This is a genomic window from Massilia sp. BHUDP2 (genome assembly GCF_046236355.1).
Classification (GTDB): domain Bacteria; phylum Pseudomonadota; class Gammaproteobacteria; order Burkholderiales; family Burkholderiaceae_D; genus Telluria; species Telluria varians.
In genome coordinates, this window is sequence record NZ_JBJUVW010000002.1 from 328,034 (window position 1) to 345,729 (window position 17,696).

General features: G+C 66.7%; 12 protein-coding genes. 4 read left to right on the plus strand and 8 right to left on the minus strand.

The features are described 5' to 3' along the window. Positions 1-88: 88 nt before the first annotated feature. From ACK6C6_RS12185 to phaC, 5 genes are all read right to left on the minus strand, one after another. The gene (locus tag ACK6C6_RS12185) at positions 89-6,646 is read right to left on the minus strand and encodes a VCBS domain-containing protein (RefSeq protein WP_409267537.1); all 6,558 of its coding nucleotides are present in this window, start codon (positions 6,644-6,646) and stop codon (positions 89-91) included. A gap of 198 nt (positions 6,647-6,844) precedes the next feature. After that, positions 6,845-8,008: a cystathionine beta-lyase gene (locus ACK6C6_RS12190; protein WP_409267538.1), complete on the minus strand. Its 1,164-nt coding sequence runs from the start codon at positions 8,006-8,008 to the stop codon at positions 6,845-6,847. Continuing rightward, positions 8,005-9,456, minus strand: coding sequence for a 30S ribosomal protein S12 methylthiotransferase RimO (gene rimO / locus ACK6C6_RS12195; RefSeq protein ID WP_409267539.1), 1,452 nt, complete (start codon positions 9,454-9,456; stop codon positions 8,005-8,007). The genes ACK6C6_RS12190 and rimO overlap by 4 nt, the downstream gene beginning before the upstream one ends. Positions 9,457-9,582: 126 nt before the next feature. Next, positions 9,583-10,146 (minus strand): polyhydroxyalkanoate synthesis repressor PhaR, encoded by a 564-nt coding sequence (gene phaR, locus ACK6C6_RS12200; RefSeq protein ID WP_027867422.1) that lies wholly within the window; start codon positions 10,144-10,146, stop codon positions 9,583-9,585. A gap of 269 nt (positions 10,147-10,415) precedes the next feature. After that, the gene (gene phaC, locus ACK6C6_RS12205) at positions 10,416-12,173 is read right to left on the minus strand and encodes a class I poly(R)-hydroxyalkanoic acid synthase (RefSeq protein ID WP_409267540.1); all 1,758 of its coding nucleotides are present in this window, start codon (positions 12,171-12,173) and stop codon (positions 10,416-10,418) included. Between the two features lie 55 nt (positions 12,174-12,228). Between phaC and ACK6C6_RS12210 the strand changes: the two genes are divergently transcribed. After that, complete coding sequence (locus ACK6C6_RS12210) at positions 12,229-12,453, plus strand: hypothetical protein (RefSeq protein WP_209586844.1); 225 nt, start codon at positions 12,229-12,231, stop codon at positions 12,451-12,453. A gap of 25 nt (positions 12,454-12,478) precedes the next feature. On the opposite strand, the gene pgeF is transcribed toward ACK6C6_RS12210, so the two are convergent. Further along, positions 12,479-13,255, minus strand: coding sequence for a peptidoglycan editing factor PgeF (gene pgeF, locus ACK6C6_RS12215; RefSeq protein ID WP_409267541.1), 777 nt, complete (start codon positions 13,253-13,255; stop codon positions 12,479-12,481). After that, complete coding sequence (locus ACK6C6_RS12220; RefSeq protein WP_409267542.1) at positions 13,255-14,274, minus strand: RluA family pseudouridine synthase; 1,020 nt, start codon at positions 14,272-14,274, stop codon at positions 13,255-13,257. The genes pgeF and ACK6C6_RS12220 overlap by 1 nt, the downstream gene beginning before the upstream one ends. A gap of 97 nt (positions 14,275-14,371) precedes the next feature. Here ACK6C6_RS12220 and ACK6C6_RS12225 point away from each other — a divergent pair, with 97 nt between their 5' ends. Then, a complete protein-coding gene (locus ACK6C6_RS12225) occupies positions 14,372-15,208 on the plus strand; it encodes an outer membrane protein assembly factor BamD (RefSeq protein ID WP_209586847.1) in 837 nt (278 codons plus the stop codon). A gap of 43 nt (positions 15,209-15,251) precedes the next feature. On the opposite strand, the gene yaaA is transcribed toward ACK6C6_RS12225, so the two are convergent. Beyond that, positions 15,252-16,022, minus strand: a complete 771-nt coding sequence (yaaA, locus tag ACK6C6_RS12230) for a peroxide stress protein YaaA (protein WP_409267543.1) — start codon at positions 16,020-16,022, stop codon at positions 15,252-15,254. Between the two features lie 34 nt (positions 16,023-16,056). On the opposite strand from yaaA, the gene ACK6C6_RS12235 reads away from it, so the two are divergent. Together ACK6C6_RS12235 and ACK6C6_RS12240 are read left to right on the plus strand one after the other, a co-directional pair. Beyond that, positions 16,057-16,512 carry a putative toxin-antitoxin system toxin component, PIN family gene (locus ACK6C6_RS12235; RefSeq protein ID WP_409267544.1) on the plus strand — a complete coding sequence of 152 codons (456 nt, stop codon included), beginning with the start codon at positions 16,057-16,059 and terminating at the stop codon, positions 16,510-16,512. 25 nt (positions 16,513-16,537) lie between these two features. Next, a complete protein-coding gene (locus ACK6C6_RS12240; RefSeq protein ID WP_409267545.1) occupies positions 16,538-17,695 on the plus strand; it encodes a pyridoxal phosphate-dependent aminotransferase in 1,158 nt (385 codons plus the stop codon). The last annotated feature ends 1 nt before the right edge of the window (position 17,696 follow it).

Consider the following 17,696-nt stretch of genomic DNA (forward strand, 5'->3'; position numbering starts at 1 on the left):
GCGCGTGCCCGCCCCCAGCCGGAATACAAAAAGGGACGTTCGCAGCACCGCGAACGTCCCTTTTTTACACGCTTGCGCGCGCTGTCGATCAGGCGATGAACAGCTCCGTGCCGTGGCCGCCGTGCACGCCGACCAGCTGCGCATGGCCGCCATCGTCGCTGCCGTACTGGTAGCCGCTGTCGGCCGCCTGCGGCATCAGCATCTTGCCGTTGCCTTTCTGGCTGGCCTGCAGGACCCACGGGTTGTCCACCGGCGGGCTGTCCTTGTCGGTCTGCTGGCCGTTCGGCGCCGCGTCGACGCCGTTGCCGCCGCCATTGTTGCCGTGGTTGACGTGCAGCTTGAACACATCGGACGCCGACAGGTTGCCGCCGGCGCCGGTCGCCTTGTCGGTTGCCGTCAGGCGCACGTCGAAGGACGTGACCTGCTTCGGCGCGGTGCCCGAGAAGGTGCCGGTGGCGCCGTCGAACTTCAGCCAGGACGGCAGCGCCGAACCGTCGGCCAGGGTCGCCGAATAGACCAGGGTGTCGCCCTTGTCGACGTCGACGAAGCTGCCGGCCGGGAGCTGGAACCAGAAGGCCTTGTTGAAGTTGACGTGCATGTCGGCCAGCGCCTTCGCCACGGTCGGCGCGTCGTTGGCGCCGGCGATCGTGATGTCGAGCGAGGACAGGAGCGAGGCGAAGCCGTCGCTGCCGGTGTAGTCGAAATGCTCGGCCACGCTGGCGCCGCGGCCCAGCGACTCGATGCCGGCCGAAGCGTCGAGCTGGTAGACGTAGCTGCCGTCGCCCTGCACGACCAGGGTGCCGTACTTGCCGGCAAAGCTGCCCGCCGTCACCGTCAGCTGCGTGCCGGCGTCGATGTCGCTGTCGTTGGCAAGCAGGTTGCCGGAGACCGTGACCTGGCTGGCCAGCATCGACGCGGTATCGGCGCGCAGGACCGGCTTGTCGTTGCTGCCGGTGACGGTGATGGCCAGGCTGCCGGCCACGATCTCCTTGCCGTCGGTGGCGCCATAGCTGAAGCTGTCGACCACGGTGGCGCCCTGCGCCAGCGACTGCACGGCCTTGGCATCGTTGTCCAGGCGGTAGGTATAGCTGCCGTCCGCCGCCAGCACCAGGGTGCCGTAGGCGCCGGTGTAGGTGCCGGGTGCGGCCACCGCCAGCTGCGCGCCGGTGTCGACGTCGCTGTCGTTGGCCAGCACGTTGCCGCTCGCGCTGATCACACCGTCCTCGGCCACCGAAGCGGTGTCCGCGGCGACCACCGGGGCGTCGTTGCTGCCGGCGATGGTGATCGCCAGCGTCGATGCATCCGTTGCGATGCCGTCGGTGACGACATAGGCAAAGTGTTCCAGCACGCTCTGGCCCTCGGCCAGCGCCTGCACGCGGGCGTCGCCCCCGTTCAGGGTGTAGGTGTAGCTGCCGTCCGGCGCCAGCACCAGGCTGCCGTAGCTGCCGGCGTAGCTCCCCGGCGCGGCGACCTTCAGGACCGTGCCGGCGTTCGGGTCGCGGTCGTTGGCAAGCACGTTGCCGCTCACGGCCGCGTCGTCCTCGCGCAGTTGCGCCGCATCCTCGGCGGCGACCGGCGCCTGATTCGACAGGGTCACGCGGATCTCGAGGCTGGCGCCGGCGCTGGCGATGCCGTCGGTGACGGCATAGTCGAAGCGCTCGGTCAGCACGCCGTCCACCGCCTTCGATGCATCGTAGGCGCCGGCCGGGTTCAGGGTGTAGCTGTAGTTGCCGTCCTTGTCGAGGACCAGGGTGCCGAAGGCGCCGGCGATGGTGCCGGGCGCGGCCACCTGCAGCACGGTGCCGCGGTCGACGTCGCTGTCGTTGGCGAGCACGTTGCCCTTCATGGCGGCCACCTCGCCCTCCTTGAAGGCGGCGCTGTCCGCCACCGCGACCGGGCCGTCGTTCACGCCCGTGATCTCGACGTTGACGATGCCGGTGGCGCTACGGCCAAGCGCATCCTGGACGGTGTAGCTGAAGCTGTCCTTGAGCACCTCGCCCTGGGCCAGCTCCTGGAAGCGGCTGCCGATGTCGTAGCGGACCGTCTCGCCGGCCAGGTCGACCAGCACGCCCAGGCTGGAGGCGCCGACCGCCACCACGCTCGCGGCGCCGTTCAGGTCGTTGGCCAGCAGCGTGCCGGTCGCGACCTCCACGGAGCCACCGTCCTCGCGCACCGCCAGCTTGTCGGCGTTCGCGACCGGCACATTGCCCAGCAGGGCGATCATGCCGGCACGATCGAGCGTGCTCCCATTGTCGAAGACCATGCGATTCACGCCTTCGGAAGCGCCGTTCAGCCAGCCGGCCAGCAGCACGCTGTCGGCGCTGCCCTTGATGGCGATGAGCAGGTCGCTGCCCGAGATGCTCGCCGTCAGGTCCGCCTGGGTCAGGCCGCCGGCCATGTGCAGGGTATTACTGCCCTGCGCGTCCTCGATGCGGTCGGCGCCGTCGCCGCGGCGGAAGCGATAGGTATCGTCGCCCGCGCCGCCAAGCAGCAGATCCGTGCCGGCGCCACCCGCCAGGGTATCGTTGCCGTCCCCGCCCTCGAGCTGGTTGTTGCCGGCGTTGCCGGTGATGACGTTGTCCAGTTCGTTACCGCTGCCGGAAATGGCGCCGCTGCCGGTCAGGATCAGGTTCTCGACGTTCGCAGCCAGGCGGTGGCTGATGCTGGCCTGCACCGTGTCCACGCCCTCGTCGGCGTTCTCCAGGACCTGGTCGCCGGCGTCGTCCACCACATAGCTGTCGTTGCCGGTGCCGCCGGTCATGGCGTCGGCGCCCGCGCCGCCGTCGAGGGTGTCGTTGCCGCCGCCTGCCACGATCGTATCGTTGCCGGCCCCGCCCGACAGGACGTTGGCGGCCTCGTTGCCGGTGATCTCGTTGTCCAGGGCGTTGCCGGTGCCGTTGATCGCGGCGGTGCCCGTCAGCACCAGGTGCTCGACGTTGGCGGCCAGGGTGTAGCTGGCGCTGGCGCGGACGGTATCGATGCCGCCGCCCGCCGCCTCGAGCACGAGGTCGCCGCTCTGGTCGACGATATAGGTGTCGTCGCCGGCGCCGCCGCTCATCGTGTCCAGGCCCGCGCCGCCGTCGATCAGGTTGTTGCCGTCGTTGCCGGTGATCGCATTGGCCAGCGCATTGCCGGTGCCATTCAGGGCGCTACCCGTCAGCACCAGGTTCTCGAGGTTGGCGCCCAGCACGTAGTCGATGCTGGACGTGACCGTGTCGGTGCCGCCGCCGGCCGCTTCGACCACCACGTCGCCGATGTCGTCGACCACGTAGCTGTCGTTGCCGGCGCCGCCCTGCATGGTGTCGGCCCCGAGGCCGCCGTCGAGGACGTCGTTGCCGCTGTTGGCGACCAGGGTGTCGTTGCCGGCGCCGCCGCTGAGGATGTTGGCGCCGTTGTTGCCGGTAATGACGTTGTCCAGCTCGTTGCCGGTGCCGTTGATGCTGGCCGACCCGGTCAGGGTCAGGTTTTCCACGTTGGCCGCCAGCGTGTAGCTGACGCTGGCCTGCACCAGGTCCGTGCCTTCGCCTGCCTCTTCGAGCGTGAGGTCGCCGGCGCTGTCGACGATATAGATGTCGTCGCCGCTGCCGCCGCGCATGCTGTCGTTGCCCAGGCCGCCGTTCAGGGTGTCGTTGCCGGCGTCGCCGCGCAGTTGGTCGTCGCCCGCCTCGCCGTTCAGGACGTCGTCGCCCTCGCCGCCGACCACGCTGTCGTTGCCGGCGCCGGCGTGGATGGTGTCGTTGCCGGCCAGGCCGTCGAGCACGTTGTTGCCGCTGTTGCCGGTGATGATGTTGTTCAGCTCGTTACCGGTGCCCAGGATGTCGGCGGTGCCGTTGAGCGTCAGGTTCTCGACGTTCGCGGTCAGGGTATAGGTAATGCTGGACTGTACGATGTCGGTGCCCGCCGCGGCATCCTCGACCACCAGGTCGCCGGCATCGTCGACCACGAAGGTGTCGTCGCCGAGGCCGCCGGCCATGCGGTCGGCGCCCAGGCCGCCGTCGATCAGGTCGTTACCGGCGTCGCCGTACAGCTGGTCGTCGCCGCCTTCGCCGAACAGCGAATCGTTGCCGTCGCCGCCGCGCACCAGGTCGCTGCCCTCGCCGGCGTTGACGGTGTCGTTGCCGGCGCCGGCGTCGGTGGTATTGTTGCCGGAGTTGCCGGTGATTTTGTTATTCAGTGCATTGCCATTGCCGACCAGGTTATCCGAACCGGTCAGCACCAGGTTTTCCACGTTCGCCACCAGGGTGTAGTCGATGCTCGATTCGACCGTGTCGGTGCCGGCGCCCGCGGCTTCGATCACGAGGTCGCCGGCGTTGTCGACCACGTAGACGTCGTTGCCGGTGCCGCCGGACATGGTATCGGCGCCCAGGCCGCCGTCCAGCCTGTCGTTGCCGCCGTTGTCTTCCAGGATATCGTTACCGGCGCCGCCGTACAGGGCGTTGGCGGCGATGTTGCCGACGATCTTGTTGTCGAGCTCGTTGCCGGTGCCGCTGATCGCGGCCGCGCCGGTCAGGGTCAGGTTCTCGACCTCGGCCGTCAGGCTGTAGTCGACGCTCGCGCGCACGTGGTCCAGGCCCTCGCCGGCGTTCTCGACGACCAGGTCGCCGGCATGGTCGACGATGTAGACGTCGTCGCCGGTCCCGCCCTGCATGGTGTCGGCATCGACGCCGCCGTCGAGCAGGTCATTGCCTTCGCCGCCGACCAGCAGGTCCTTGCCGGCATTGCCGTACAGGGTGTCGTTGCCGGCCAGGCCGTGCAGGGTATTGGCGCCGCTGTTGCCGGTGATGATGTTGTCGAGTTCGTTGCCGGCGCCATCGATGGCGGCGGTCCCGGTCTGGGTCAGGTTCTCGACCTGGGCGGTGAGCGTGTAGGTGATGCTCGATTCCACCAGGTCGGTGCCGGCGCCCGCTTCCTCGACCACCAGGTCGCCGTCGTTGTCGACCACGTAGACGTCGTTGCCGGCGCCGCCGGCCATGCGGTCGGCATCGATGCCGCCGTCGAGACGGTCGTTGCCGGCGTCGCCGTACAGGGTGTCCTGGCCCGCCTCGCCCATCAGCAGGTCGTCGCCGTCGCCGCCATTGAGCACATCGTCGCCCCCGCCGGCCTTCACGGTGTCGTTGCCGGCGCGCGCATCCAGCACGTTGTCGCCGGCGTTGCCGGTGATCGTGTTGTTCAAGGCATTGCCGGTGCCCTTCAGGTCCTGCTCGCCGGTCAGCTCGAGGTGTTCGACGTTGTCGGTCAATGCATAGTCGATGCTGGAACGCACCGTGTCCGTGCCCGCGCCAAGGGCCTCGATGACCAGGTCGCCCGCGTCGTCGACCACGTAGGTATCGTTGCCGGCGCCGCCGGCCATGCTGTCGGCCCCGAGGCCGCCGTCGAGCAGATCGTTGCCCCCGTTGTCGACCAGCGTGTCGTTGCCGGCGCCGCCGTACAGGGTGTTGCTGCCGTTGCCGCCGGTGATGAGGTTGTCGAGTTCATTGCCGGTGCCCACGGTGTTCTGGCTGCCGGTCAGGGTCAGCTCCTCGACCGCGGCGCCGAGCGTGTGGTTGACGCTCGAGAACACGCGGTCGCGGCCCTCGCCGTCGAGCTCGATGGTCACGTCGCCGACATTGTCGACGTAATAGGTGTCGTCGCCCGTGCCGCCATGCATCTGGTCCGCCCCGACGCCGCCGTCGATGGTGTCGTTACCCGCCAGGCCGAACAGGGTGTTGGCAGCGCTGTTGCCGACGATGTTGTTGTCGAGCTCGTTGCCGGTCCCGCTGACGGCGGCGCCGGTCAGGGTCAGGTTCTCGACGTTCTCCGTCAGCGTATAGCTGATGCTGGACTGGACCGAATCCAGGCCCTCGCCCGCCGCTTCGCTCACCAGGTCGCCCGCGTCGTCGACGACGTAGCTGTCGTTGCCGCTGCCGCCCGCCATCCGGTCGGCGCCCAGGCCGCCGTTGAGGCTGTCGTTGCCGGCGCCGCCGCTCAGACTGTTGCTGGCGCTGTTGCCGATGATGACGTTGTCCGCGCCGTTGCCGGTGCCGTCGATGGCGGCGTCGCCCAGCAGAGTCAGGTTTTCGAACTCGTCCTGCAGGGTATAGCTGATGCTGGACTTGACGGTGTCGACGCCGCCGCCGCCGGCCTCGCTGACCACGTCGCCTTCCTGGTCGACCACATAGGTATCGTCGCCCACGCCGCCCTGCATGAGGTCGGCGCCGAGGCCGCCGTCGAGCACGTCGTTGCCGGCATTCCCGACCAGCAGATCGTTGCCGGCGCCGCCGCTGAGCGCATTGCTGCCGCCGTTGCCGATGATGGTATTGTCGAGCGCGTTGCCGCTGCCGGCAATGCTGCCGTTCCCGGTCAGGGTCAGGTGCTCGACGTTGTCGGACAGGGTGTAGCTGGTGCTGGCCAGCACGGTGTCGATGCCCTCGTCCGCCTGCTCGACCACGACGTCGCCGGCATTGTCCACCACATAGGTGTCGTTGCCCGCACCGCCGATCAGCCGGTCCGCCCCCGCCATGCCGTTCAGCACGTTCGCCCCGGCGTTCCCGGTAATGACGTTGTTGCGGGAATTGCCGGTGCCGTCGATGTCGGCGGTGCCGGTCAGGACGAGGTCGTCGGTGGTGGAATTCAGCGTGGTGCTAACGGACGCAGTGGTCGTGGTCATCATTTATCCTTGTATGGAGGCCGGAAGGTTTTTCCGAGGCGCAACAAAACTTACTATAAAGCAAGTTTAGCACGGAAGTTGCCGTGCGGAAATGATGATGAACAAAATCTGCAACAGCGCCGCGGGGAGCGGCGCCGAGCCTGCAATCTCGCACGGCTGGACGGCAGAGAGCCGCCCAGCAGCACGAGAAACACGCGTTTATAACTTGGCCAGCGCCTGCTCGATATCCGCGATCAGGTCGCCCGTCTCTTCCAGGCCGATATTGAAACGCACCAGCACACCCTGCTCCCGCCATTGGCTACGGATCGCCCGGATCCGGTACGGCATCACCAGGCTGTTCGGGCCGCCCCAGCTGTAGCCGAGGCCGAACAGCTGCAGGGAGTCGACGAAGCGGTCGGTCTGTTCCTCGGTATAGCGCGGGTCGAACAGCACCGAGAACAGGCCGCCTGCGCCCTGGAAGTCGCGCTTCCAGTTCTCGTGGCCGGGGCAATTCTCGAAGGCCGGGTGCAGCACCTTGGCAATCTCGGGGCGCGCCTTGAGCCAGGCCGCCACCTGGCGCGCAGCCCGGTCGTGCGCCTCGAAGCGCAGCTTCATGGTCGGCAGGCCGCGCATCACCAGGTAGGCATCGTCGGCGCCGACGCCCAGGCCGAGGCGCATGTGGGCCTGCGCCAGGCGTTCGTTCAGCGCAGCGTCGCGGGTGATCACCGCGCCCATCAGGAGGTCGGCGCCGCCGGACTGGTACTTGGTCAGTGCGTGCATCACGATGTCGGCGCCGGCGTCGAAGCCGCGCAGGGCCAGGCCGGCCGACCAGGTGTTGTCGAGCGCAACCGGCACGCCCTTCTCCTTCGCGGCCCTGCAGATGGCCGGCAGGTCCGGCACTTCCATCGAGACCGAGCCGGGGGCCTCGGTCCAGATCAGCTTGGTGTTGGGCTGGATCAGCTCGGCGATGCCGCTGCCCACCATGGGGTCATAGAAACGCGCGCTGACGCCGAAATCCTGGGACAGCCAGCGTCCGAGTTCGCGGTTCGGGTTGTAGACGTTCTCGGGCAGCAGCACGTCGTCGCCGCTCTTGAGCAGCGCGAAGTTGATCATCGCGATCGCCGACAGGCCGGAAGGCGCCAGCAGGCAGTGCTCGCCGCCCTCGACCTGCGCCAGGCGCGCTTCCAGCGTGAAGGTGGTCGGCGTGCCATGCAGGCCGTAGGTATAGGCGCTCTTGTCCTTCCACTGCCCGGAGCGCATCGCGGCGACGTTCTCGAACAAGACCGTCGAGGCGCGGTGCACGCCCGGCGGGAAGGCGTCGAAACCGCCGGGCGCCTGGTAGTCGCTGTGGATCAGGGAAGTCTGGACGCTCTTCTTGCTCATGCCACGGTGGCCCACAGGTCGTGGGCGTCGGCCTTGGTGATCACCACGTCGATGAACTGGCCCACTTGCGGCTTCGGCTTGCCCGGCTGGAGCGCGCGCTTGATGTGGACCACGCCGTCGATCTCCGGCGCGTCGGCGGCGGTGCGGCCGATGGCTTCGCGGGCGCCGACCTCGTCGACCAGCACGCGCATGGTCTTGCCGACCTTGGCCTGCATGCGCTTGAGCGAAATTTCTTCCTGCAGCAGCATGACGCGGGCGCGGCGCTCTTCGCGCACGGCTTCCGGCACCGGGTTGGCCAGCTCGTTGGCGGTCGCACCCTCCACCGGAGAATAGGCGAAGCAACCAAGGCGGTCGATCTGCGCTTCACGGAGAAAAGCCAGCAGGTATTCGAACTCTTCTTCGGTCTCGCCCGGGAAGCCGGCAATGAAGGTCGAGCGGATGGTCAGGTCCGGATTCATCTTGCGCCATGCCAGGATGCGGTCGAGGTTCTTCTCGCCGCTGGCCGGGCGCTTCATGCGTTTCAGGACGTCCGGGTGGGCGTGCTGCATCGGGATGTCGAGGTAAGGCAGCACGTGGCCGTCGCCCATCAGGGGGATGACCTGGTCGACGTGGGGATACGGATAGACGTAGTGCATGCGCACCCAGGCGTCGTACTGGCGCGCCATCCGGCCCAGTTCCTCGGTGAGCTGGGTCATGTGGGTCCGGACCGGGCGGCCGTTCCAGAACCCGAGGCGGAATTTCACGTCGACGCCATAGGCGCTGGTGTCCTGCGAAATGACCAGGAGTTCCTTCACGCCGGCCTTGAACAGGTTCTCGGCTTCCTGCAGCACCTCGTGGATCGGGCGCGAGACCAGGTCGCCGCGCATCGACGGGATGATGCAGAAGCTGCAGCGGTGGTTGCAGCCTTCCGAGATCTTCAGGTAGGCGTAGTGCTTCGGAGTCAGCTTCACGCCGTGGTCCGGCACCAGGTCGACGAAGGGGTCGTGCGGCTTGGGCAGGTGCAGGTGGACCGATTCCATCACTTCGGCGACGGCGTGCGGGCCGGTCACGGCCAGCACCTTCGGGTGCACCTTGGTGATGAGGTCCGCACCGTCCGCGTCCTTCTTGGCGCCGAGGCAGCCGGTGACGATAACCTTGCCGTTCTCGGCCAGGGCCTCGCCGATCGCATCGAGCGATTCCTGCACCGCGGCGTCGATGAAGCCGCAGGTGTTGACGATCACGAGGTCGGCGCCGTCGTAGGACTTGGCGGTTTCATAGCCTTCGGCGCGCAGCTGGGTCAGGATCTGCTCGGAATCGACCAGCGCCTTCGGACAGCCGAGCGACACGAAGCCGACCTTGGGCGCGACCGTGCCGGCGGCCGGGCTCGGGATGACGAGCGGCGCAGCGGCTGGCTCGGCGACGGCAGCAGCGGTATTGGCGGAAGCGGGAATACGACGGAGTTCGGTCATGGGCGGACGACAGGGAATCTGGGCAATCCGCGATTGTACCCGAACCGGGTGTGCCGGTGCTACCTGGGGGAGGGTTTGCCGGCCCAGGCCAGGGCCGGCGGATGTGTCAAAACAGCGACTTCTTGCTTACTTCTTATCGTTCGGCGGCGTCATGCCCGGGAACGGGAAGGCGCCGAACATCGCCTTGCTCTGGTTTTGCATCTGCTCCTGCATCTGCAGGAACAGGTTCTTCGACTGGTCGATGTAGTTGTTCATCATGCCCTGCATCATCGGGCCCTGCACGTTCATGAACTGGGTCCACATTTCCGGGCTGAAGGGCTTGCCTTCGAGGGCGCCGGCGGCGTTGCTGGTGAATTTGTTCTGGATGTCGGTGAAGGCCTGCACGTTCTTTTCCAGGTAGGAACCCATCATGCCCTGCATGGCGTGGCCGTAGTAGCGGATGATCTGGGCCAGCACCGAGCTGGAGAACATCGGGATGCCGTTGGCCTCCTCTTCCAGGATGATCTGGAGCAGGATGCTGCGGGTCAGGTCTTCGTTGGTCTTGGCATCGACGACGGTGAATTCGTCGGCGTCGAGCACCAGTTGCTTCACGTCGGTCAGGGTGATGTAGGAACTGGTCTGGGTATCGTACAGACGGCGGTTCGGGTACTTCTTGATCAGGCGTTCAGCACTCTTTTTCACACTGCTCATCTCTCTCATGTCTCATCGTTGTGCGTTGCGGTAGCGTGGACCGCACGCTATTTTTTCGTGATTGGTCACCAGAAAACCCGGCCCGTGGGCCGTTCCGCGCGGCAATTTTATTGCCTAACGGACGGACAAGCCCACACCATACCACGACCCGCGCGCAGGTGCAGCAATTATTAGACTACAAACGAACGTGATGATTTTGATATGTACAGCGGAGTGATCTGGTCCGGTGGACCAGATCACAAAAGGCCATCCGCCGTACAGGGCTGCGTTCAGTCCGCCCGCGCCTTGACGTAGCGTCCCGGCGCCGCCTCGAGCGGCTGGTAGCGCTCGTTCCCAAACGCGCTCGGAGCCGGTACGTCCGCGCCGCCATGTTGCGCCAGGAACTTGGCCCACTCCGGCCACCAGCTGCCCTTCTGCTCGGTAGCGCCTGCGAACCAGGCCTCGGCTGTCTTCGGGCGCGCCTTGCCCGACTTGTCGTTGACCCAGTAGCTGCGCTTGTTCTTGGAAGCCGGATTGATCACGCCCGCGATGTGGCCGGACGCGCCCAGCACGTAGCGGTTCGCCTTCGGGTTCTTCGGGTTCAGCAGGTCCATCGAGGCAAAAGCCGCTTCCCAGGGCACGATATGGTCTTCCTTCGAGCCGTACAGGAACACCGGGCAGTCGATCCTGCCCAGGTCCACGGGCACGCCGCACACGCTCAGGGCGCCAGGCACTTTCAGCTTGTTCTCGAGGTAGGTATTGCGCAGGTACCAGCAGAACATCGGGCCCGGCAGGTTGGTGCTGTCGGCGTTCCAGTACAGCAGGTCGAAGGCCGGCGGCTCCTTGCCCTTGAGGTAATTCTGCTGGACATAGTTCCACACCAGGTCGTTCGGCCGCAGGGCCGAGAAGGTGGTGGCCAGGTCGCGGCCCGGCATCAGGCCGCCGCCGCCCAGGGTCTGCTCGCGCAGCGCCACCTGGGCCTCGTCCACGAAGACTTCCAGCACGCCGGTGTCCTGGAAATCGAGCAAGGTGGTGAGCAGCGACAGGCTGGCGGCCGGCTGCTGGCCGCGCGCGGCCAGCACGCTCAGCGCGGTGGCGGCGATGGTGCCGCCGACGCAGAAGCCGAACACATGGGTCTTGTCCTGGCCGCTGATCTCGCGCACCACCTCGATCGCCTTGATCGCGCCCGTCTCGACGTAGTCGTCCCAGCGGACCTTGGCCAGATTGCGGTCCGGGTTGCGCCACGACACCATGAACACCGTGTTGCCCTGCTCCACCACGTAGCGCACCAGCGAGTTTTCCGGCTGCAGGTCGAGGATGTAGAACTTGTTGATGCACGGCGGGATCATCAGGAGCGGCACCGCCTTCACGCTCGGCGTGCTCGGCGTGTACTGGATCAGCTGGAACAGCTCGTTCTCGAACACCACCTGGCCCGGCGTGGTGCCGACGTTGCGGCCGACCTCGAAGGCCGATTCGTCGGTCTGCGAGATGCGGCCCTTCTGCAGGTCGGCCAGCAGGTTGCTCAAGCCCTTGGTCAGGCTCTCGCCCTTGGTCTCGATCAGCTTCTTCTGCGCTTCCGGATTGGTAGCGAAGAAATTGGCCGGCGACATGGCGTCGACCATCTGCTGGACCGCGAAGCGGATCTTCTGGCGCTCGCGCGGGCCGGCCTCGACGGCGTCGGCCAGGGCCAGCATGAATTCCGAGTTCAGCAAGTAGGACGCGGCCGAGAAGCTCGAGAGCGGGTGCTCGCGCCATTCGGAGCTGGAGAAGCGCCGGTCGTGGATCTCGGGCGTCTTGCCGCTGACAAAATCCTGCCACAGCTGGCCGGCCTTTTTCAGGTAGTCGTCGCGGATGCTTTCCAGCTTCGCCGGGGCGATGCCGGCGCCGAAGTCCTTCAGCACGCCGGCCAGCGGATTGGCGCCGAAGGCATTGGCGCCGGCGGCGGGCGGGGTCATGGCCGGCATCGTCATCCAGCCTTGCCAGACGCTCGGGTCGGTGAACTGGCTCATCCAGGAGGCGGCAAAAGCTTGGGGGTCAGGCATGTTCATGTCAGCGTCCGTTGTTTAGAATCGGGGTACAGAATAAAAACCTTGGGAAAAGCTCATGTGGATCGTCGCCGTTGCGTGGATTTATGTCGTTGCCCTCATGGCAGCGACCGAACCGACCGTGGTGCACGGCGTGATGACGTTCCTGTTCTATTGCGCCCTGCCATTATCCATTCTTTTCTATCTCACAGGGTCAAAACGGCGGCGTGCGCGGCGCGAAGCGCTGGCCCGCAGCAACGCGGCAACGGCCTCAAACGACGCGTCGGGCGGCACAGGCGACTGAACATTGTGAGCCCGCACGGCGCCGCTTACTTGAGCCAGATCAAGCTAGCCTGGCGGCCCGTGACGTGATCGCGGCGGTAGGAATAAAAACGCTGCGGCGCACTGAAGGTGCACATGCCTCCGCCATGAAGGCGGGTCACGCCCTCAAGCGCCAGCATCAGGCGCGCCAGCGTGAACATGTCGGCCAAGAATTTTACCGGTTGGTCAAATTTCGGCGTGAAGGCGGCCAGGGTGGCCTCGCCCGGCATGGCGGCCAGGAAGGCGTCGCGCACATCCTCGCCCACCTCGAATGCCTGCGGACCGATCGCCGGTCCCATCCAGGCGGTGATCTCGCCGGCTCCCGCGGCGCGCATCGCGCGCAGCGTCTCGCCCAGCACGCCGCCGGCCAGGCCGCGCCAGCCGGCGTGGGCGGCGCCCACCACCTTGCCCTCGAGGTCGGCGAACAGCACCGGCAGGCAGTCGGCGGTGAGGATCGCGCACACCACGCCCGGCTGGGTCGTGACGCTGGCGTCGCCGGTACGCACCGGCTGCTCTGGTCCCACCGTGCAGGCATCGACCACGGCGGCGCCATGCACCTGCGCGATCCAGGCCGGACGGCCCGGCAGCCAGGCCTCCAGGCGCGCGCGGTTGCTGCGCACGGCCTCGGGATCGTCGCCGCAGTGCATGCCGAGGTTGAGCCCGCCGCCGCCTTTGCCGTCGTCGTACGGGCCGTGGCTCACGCCGCCGTCACGGCTGGTGGCCAGTGCGCCGACGTTCCCGGGCAGATCGGGCCAGTCCGGCCATACCAGAGTGCTGCGCTCCATTACTCCTCGCTGTCCTCGCTATCGTTCTCCATGAGCGGCTCGGCGATCCCGGCCTTGGCGATCAGCTCGGCAAAGTCCGCGGCCAGCGGCACCGTCCATTCGCAGGGCTCGCCCGTGCCCGGATGCACCAGGCCGAGGCGGCGCGCCTGCAGGGCCTGGCGGTGGAACACCGGCACCAGGTGCTGCTTGCCGTAGACAGCGTCGCCCACCAGTGCGAAGCCCAGGTGCTGCATGTGGACGCGGATCTGGTGGGTGCGGCCGGTCTCCAGGCTGCAGCGCACCAGGCTCACCGGACGGCGGTCGAGGCTGCCTTCGGCGACGCGCTTGTAGTGGGTAATGGCGGGCTTGCCGAACATGCCCGTCGAGACCGCCATCTTGACGCGGTCGCGCGGGTGGCGGCCCATCGAGGCGTTGATCGTGCCGGACAGCTGCGGCGTGCCCCAGACCAGCGCGAAGTACTCGCGCTTGACGGTGCGCGCCTGCAGCTGGCGCACCAGGTCGGTCTGGGCCGCCAGGGTTTTGCCGACCACCATCAGGCCGCTGGTGTCCTTGTCCAGGCGGTGCACGATGCCGGCGCGCGGCACGCCCACCAGTTGCGGGCAATGGTGCAGCAAGCCGTTGAGCAGCGTGCCCGACCAGTTGCCGGCGCCCGGGTGGACCACGAGTCCGGCCGGCTTGTCGATGACGATGATGTCCTCGTCCTCGTGGACGATGGAAAGTTCCATGGGCTCGGGCGCGAAGGCCGTGTCTTCGGGCGCCGCCTGCGGTTCGATGAGCACGGTTTCGTCGCCGTAGGCGGTGTCCTTGCCGCGCGCCGGCTTGCCGTCGACCTTGACGAAGCCGCCTTCGAACCAGAGCTGCAGGCGGCTGCGCGAGAACTGGGGCACCAGGCCGGCGATGACCTTGTCGAGGCGTTGGCCGCAGACCTCGGGCGTGAGCTGCAGGGTGATCGGAGAGAGGTCCGGACCGGCGGGGAGTTCGAACCCGATCTCATCGTCGAGGTCAGAGTCTACAGGCATTTCCGCCGAATTCGGCGCAGGAGTTAATATCACGTGAGTCCCATCGGCTATAATCAGCCGTTCGTTGAATCTAGGTAAAACTTTCTTGCAAAGAGCTATGCAAAAAAAATTGTCTGTGCTGGTCGTCGCTTTCGCCCTCAGTCTGTCCGCTTGCAACATCTTGCCGAAGGCGGATGACGCCAGTAAAAATTGGACAGCGGAGAAATTATACGCTGAGGCACGCGATGAGATGAACGGCGGCCACTACGAAGCGGCAATCAAGCTGTTCCAGCAGCTCGAATCGAACTACCCCTTCGGCACCTATGCTGCGCAAGCGCAGATGGAAATTGCGTATGCCCATTACAAGGCGGGTGACCAGGCCGAGGCGCTGGCGGCGGTCGAGCGCTTCATCAAGCTGCACCCGAACCACGCCCAGGTCGACTATATGTATTACCTGCGCGGCCTGATCAACTTCAACGACCAGATCGGCTTCCTGAGCTTCATCTACGAGCAAGACCCGACCGAGCGCGACCCGAAGGCCACCCGCGAAGCCTTTGCCGCCTTCAAGGCCCTGGTCGACAAGTTCCCGAACAGTAAATACCGCGAAGATTCGATCGCGCGCATGAACTACCTGGTCAACGCCATGGCCCAGTACGAAGTGCACGTGGCGAACTACTACTACCGCCGCGGCGCCTTCCTGGCCGCGCTCAACCGCGCCCAGCTGGCCGTGCAGGAATACAGCGACGCGCCGGCGCGCGAGGAAGCCCTGTTCCTCATGATGCGCTCCTACGACAAGCTCGGCATGCCGGTGCTGCGCGACGACACCCAACGCGTGCTGGTGCTGAACTACCCGAACAGCCGCTTCCTGAACCCGAACGCCGCGGGCGATGCGCCGTGGTGGCGCTTCTGGTCGAAGTCGGGCCCGAAGGCGTCGCCGAAGGACGCGGTACAGTAAGCAGCTTGGGCGCGGCTGGCCGATCCGGCCGCGCCCAGCCCCTTCATGCCGCCTGTTGGCGGCGGAACACCCAGGTGGTCTCGCTCGACGCCGCCGCGTCGAAGGCATAGCCGTCGACGTCGAAGTCCTTGAGCTGCTGCGGATCAAGAATGCCGTGCTCGGCCGCATAGCGCGCCATCAGGCCGCGGGCGCGCTTGGCGAAGAACGAGATGATCTTGTACTTGCCGTTCTTCCAGTCCTCGAACACCGGCGTGATCACCGGTGCGTTCAGGAGCTTGGGCTTCACCGACTTGAAGTACTCTTCCGACGCCAGGTTGACCAGGGCTCCCGCCTCGATTTCCGCCAGTTGGGCATTGAGCGCCTGCGTCACACGCTCGCCCCAGAAGGCGTAGAGATTGCCGCCGCGCGGATTCTTCAGGCGCGTGCCCATTTCCAGGCGATACGGATGCATGCGGTCCAGCGGACGCAGCAGGCCATACAGGCCCGACAGGATGCGCAGGTGGCGCTGGGCGTAGGCGATCGCCGCAGGTGCAAGCGTGCGCGCGTCCAGCCCCGCATAGACGTCGCCATTGAAGGACATGATGGCCTGGCGCGCATCCAGATGGTCTTCGCTCCAGTGCGCGTAACGCGACACGTTGAGCATGGCCAGGCTGTCGGACAGGTCCATCAGCTCGGCGACCTGGCCGGGCGAATAGCCGCGCAGCACGGCGATCAGTTCGGCGGCGTGCGGAATGAAATCCGGGGTGGTGGCTTCCTTGGTGGTGCTTGGGGATTCGAGGTCGAGGGATTTGGCGGGCGACAGGACAATCAGCATCGGTTCAAACTGCTTTACTAGAAAAATTTCTCACATGATACCTGTTCCAGTAAAACCCATCGTCATCGACACCAACGTCTGCCTCGACCTGTTCGTCTTCCGCGACCCGCGCTTCCTGCCCTTGCTGGCAGCGCTGGAGTCGGGGGAACTGGTCGCCGTGACGCGCGCGGATTGCCGCGACGAATATCGCGCCGTGCTGAACTACCCGCACCTGCCGCTCGACGACAGCAGCCGTGCCCAGGCGGCGGAGCGCTTCGACGCCCTGCTGCGGGTGGTGGCGCCCGACGCCAGGCACGTGCGCCTGCCGGTCTGCACCGACCGCGACGACCAGAAATTCCTGGAGATCGCACGCGACGCCGACGCCGAGGTCTTGGTCACCAAGGACAAGGCCCTGCTCAAGCTGGGCCGCCGCACCGCGCGCGAAGGCCTGTTCAAGATCATGCAGCCCGAAGCCTGGCTCAAGGCCCGGCAGGCAAGCACGCTAGAATGACAGCATCGCCATCTTCCACGCCATCATGAGCACTCCCGCATTGCCGACCCGCCTGCCCACCGTGGGCACCACCGTCTTCACCCAGATGTCGCAGCTCGCCCTCGAACACGGCGCCGTCAACCTGGGCCAGGGCTTCCCCGACTTCGGCTGCGACCCGAAGCTCCTCGACCTCGTGAACGAGGCCATGCGCGCCGGCCACAACCAGTACGCGCCGATGACCGGCATTCCCGCCTTGCGCGCGGCGATCGCCGCCAAGCTCGCGCGCCTGTACGGCCGCCGCTATGACGAGGCCGGCGAAATCACGGTCACCAACGGCGCCTCGCAGGCGATCCAGTCGGCCATCCTGTGCAGCGTGCATCCGGGCGACGAAGTGATCGTCATCGAGCCGGCCTACGACTGCTATCTTCCCGCGATCGCGCTCGCCGGCGGCGTCGCCGTGCCGGTGGCCATGCGCGTGGGCAGCGCGGGCTACAGCGTGCCCTGGGACCTGCTGGCCGCCGCGGTCACGCCGCGCACCCGCATGATCGTCGTGAACTCGCCGCACAACCCGACCGGCTCGATCCTGCGCGCCGCCGACCTCGAGGCGCTGGCCGCCATCGTGGCCGGCACCGAGATCCTGGTGCTGTCCGACGAGGTGTACGAGCACATGGTCTACGACGGCGAGGAACATGCCTCGGTGTCGCGCCACCCGGTGCTGGCCGAGCGCGCCTTCGTGGTCTCGAGCTTCGGCAAGACCTATCACGTCACGGGCTGGAAGGTGGGCTACGTGGCCGCCCCGGCCTCGCTCACGCGCGAGTTCCGCAAGGTCCACCAGTACAACGTATTCAGCGTAAACACGCCGATGCAACACGGGATCGCCGCCTACATGGAGGATCCGGCGCCCTACCTGGAGCTGCCCGGCTTCTACCAGCACAAGCGCGACCTGTTCCGCGCCGGCCTGGCCGGCTCGCGCTTCGAGCTGTTGGAATCGAGCGGCACGTATTTCCAGTGCGTGCGCTACGGCGCGATATCAAGCCTGCCGGAAGCGGACTTCGCCAGGTGGCTGACGGTGGAGGCGAAGGTGGCGGCGATTCCGGTGTCTGCCTTCTACAGCCGGCCGACCGAATCGGGGATCGTGCGCTTCTGCTTTGCGAAGAAGGACGAGACCTTGATGAAGGCCCTGGACACCCTGAGCCGCCTGTAAA

What these genes read in the sequence shown, in the direction of transcription:
- ACK6C6_RS12185 (WP_409267537.1), bottom strand. Translation starts at nt 6,646, where the DNA reads ATGACCACGACCACTGCGTCCGTTAGCACCACGCTGAATTCCACCACC.
- ACK6C6_RS12190 (WP_409267538.1), bottom strand. Translation starts at nt 8,008, where the DNA reads ATGAGCAAGAAGAGCGTCCAGACTTCCCTGATCCACAGCGACTACCAG.
- rimO (WP_409267539.1), bottom strand. Translation starts at nt 9,456, where the DNA reads ATGACCGAACTCCGTCGTATTCCCGCTTCCGCCAATACCGCTGCTGCC.
- phaR (WP_027867422.1), bottom strand. Translation starts at nt 10,146, where the DNA reads ATGAGCAGTGTGAAAAAGAGTGCTGAACGCCTGATCAAGAAGTACCCG.
- phaC (WP_409267540.1), bottom strand. Translation starts at nt 12,173, where the DNA reads ATGAACATGCCTGACCCCCAAGCTTTTGCCGCCTCCTGGATGAGCCAG.
- ACK6C6_RS12210 (WP_209586844.1), top strand. Translation starts at nt 12,229, where the DNA reads ATGTGGATCGTCGCCGTTGCGTGGATTTATGTCGTTGCCCTCATGGCA.
- pgeF (WP_409267541.1), bottom strand. Translation starts at nt 13,255, where the DNA reads ATGGAGCGCAGCACTCTGGTATGGCCGGACTGGCCCGATCTGCCCGGG.
- ACK6C6_RS12220 (WP_409267542.1), bottom strand. Translation starts at nt 14,274, where the DNA reads ATGCCTGTAGACTCTGACCTCGACGATGAGATCGGGTTCGAACTCCCC.
- ACK6C6_RS12225 (WP_209586847.1), top strand. Translation starts at nt 14,372, where the DNA reads ATGCAAAAAAAATTGTCTGTGCTGGTCGTCGCTTTCGCCCTCAGTCTG.
- yaaA (WP_409267543.1), bottom strand. Translation starts at nt 16,022, where the DNA reads ATGCTGATTGTCCTGTCGCCCGCCAAATCCCTCGACCTCGAATCCCCA.
- ACK6C6_RS12235 (WP_409267544.1), top strand. Translation starts at nt 16,057, where the DNA reads ATGATACCTGTTCCAGTAAAACCCATCGTCATCGACACCAACGTCTGC.
- ACK6C6_RS12240 (WP_409267545.1), top strand. Translation starts at nt 16,538, where the DNA reads ATGAGCACTCCCGCATTGCCGACCCGCCTGCCCACCGTGGGCACCACC.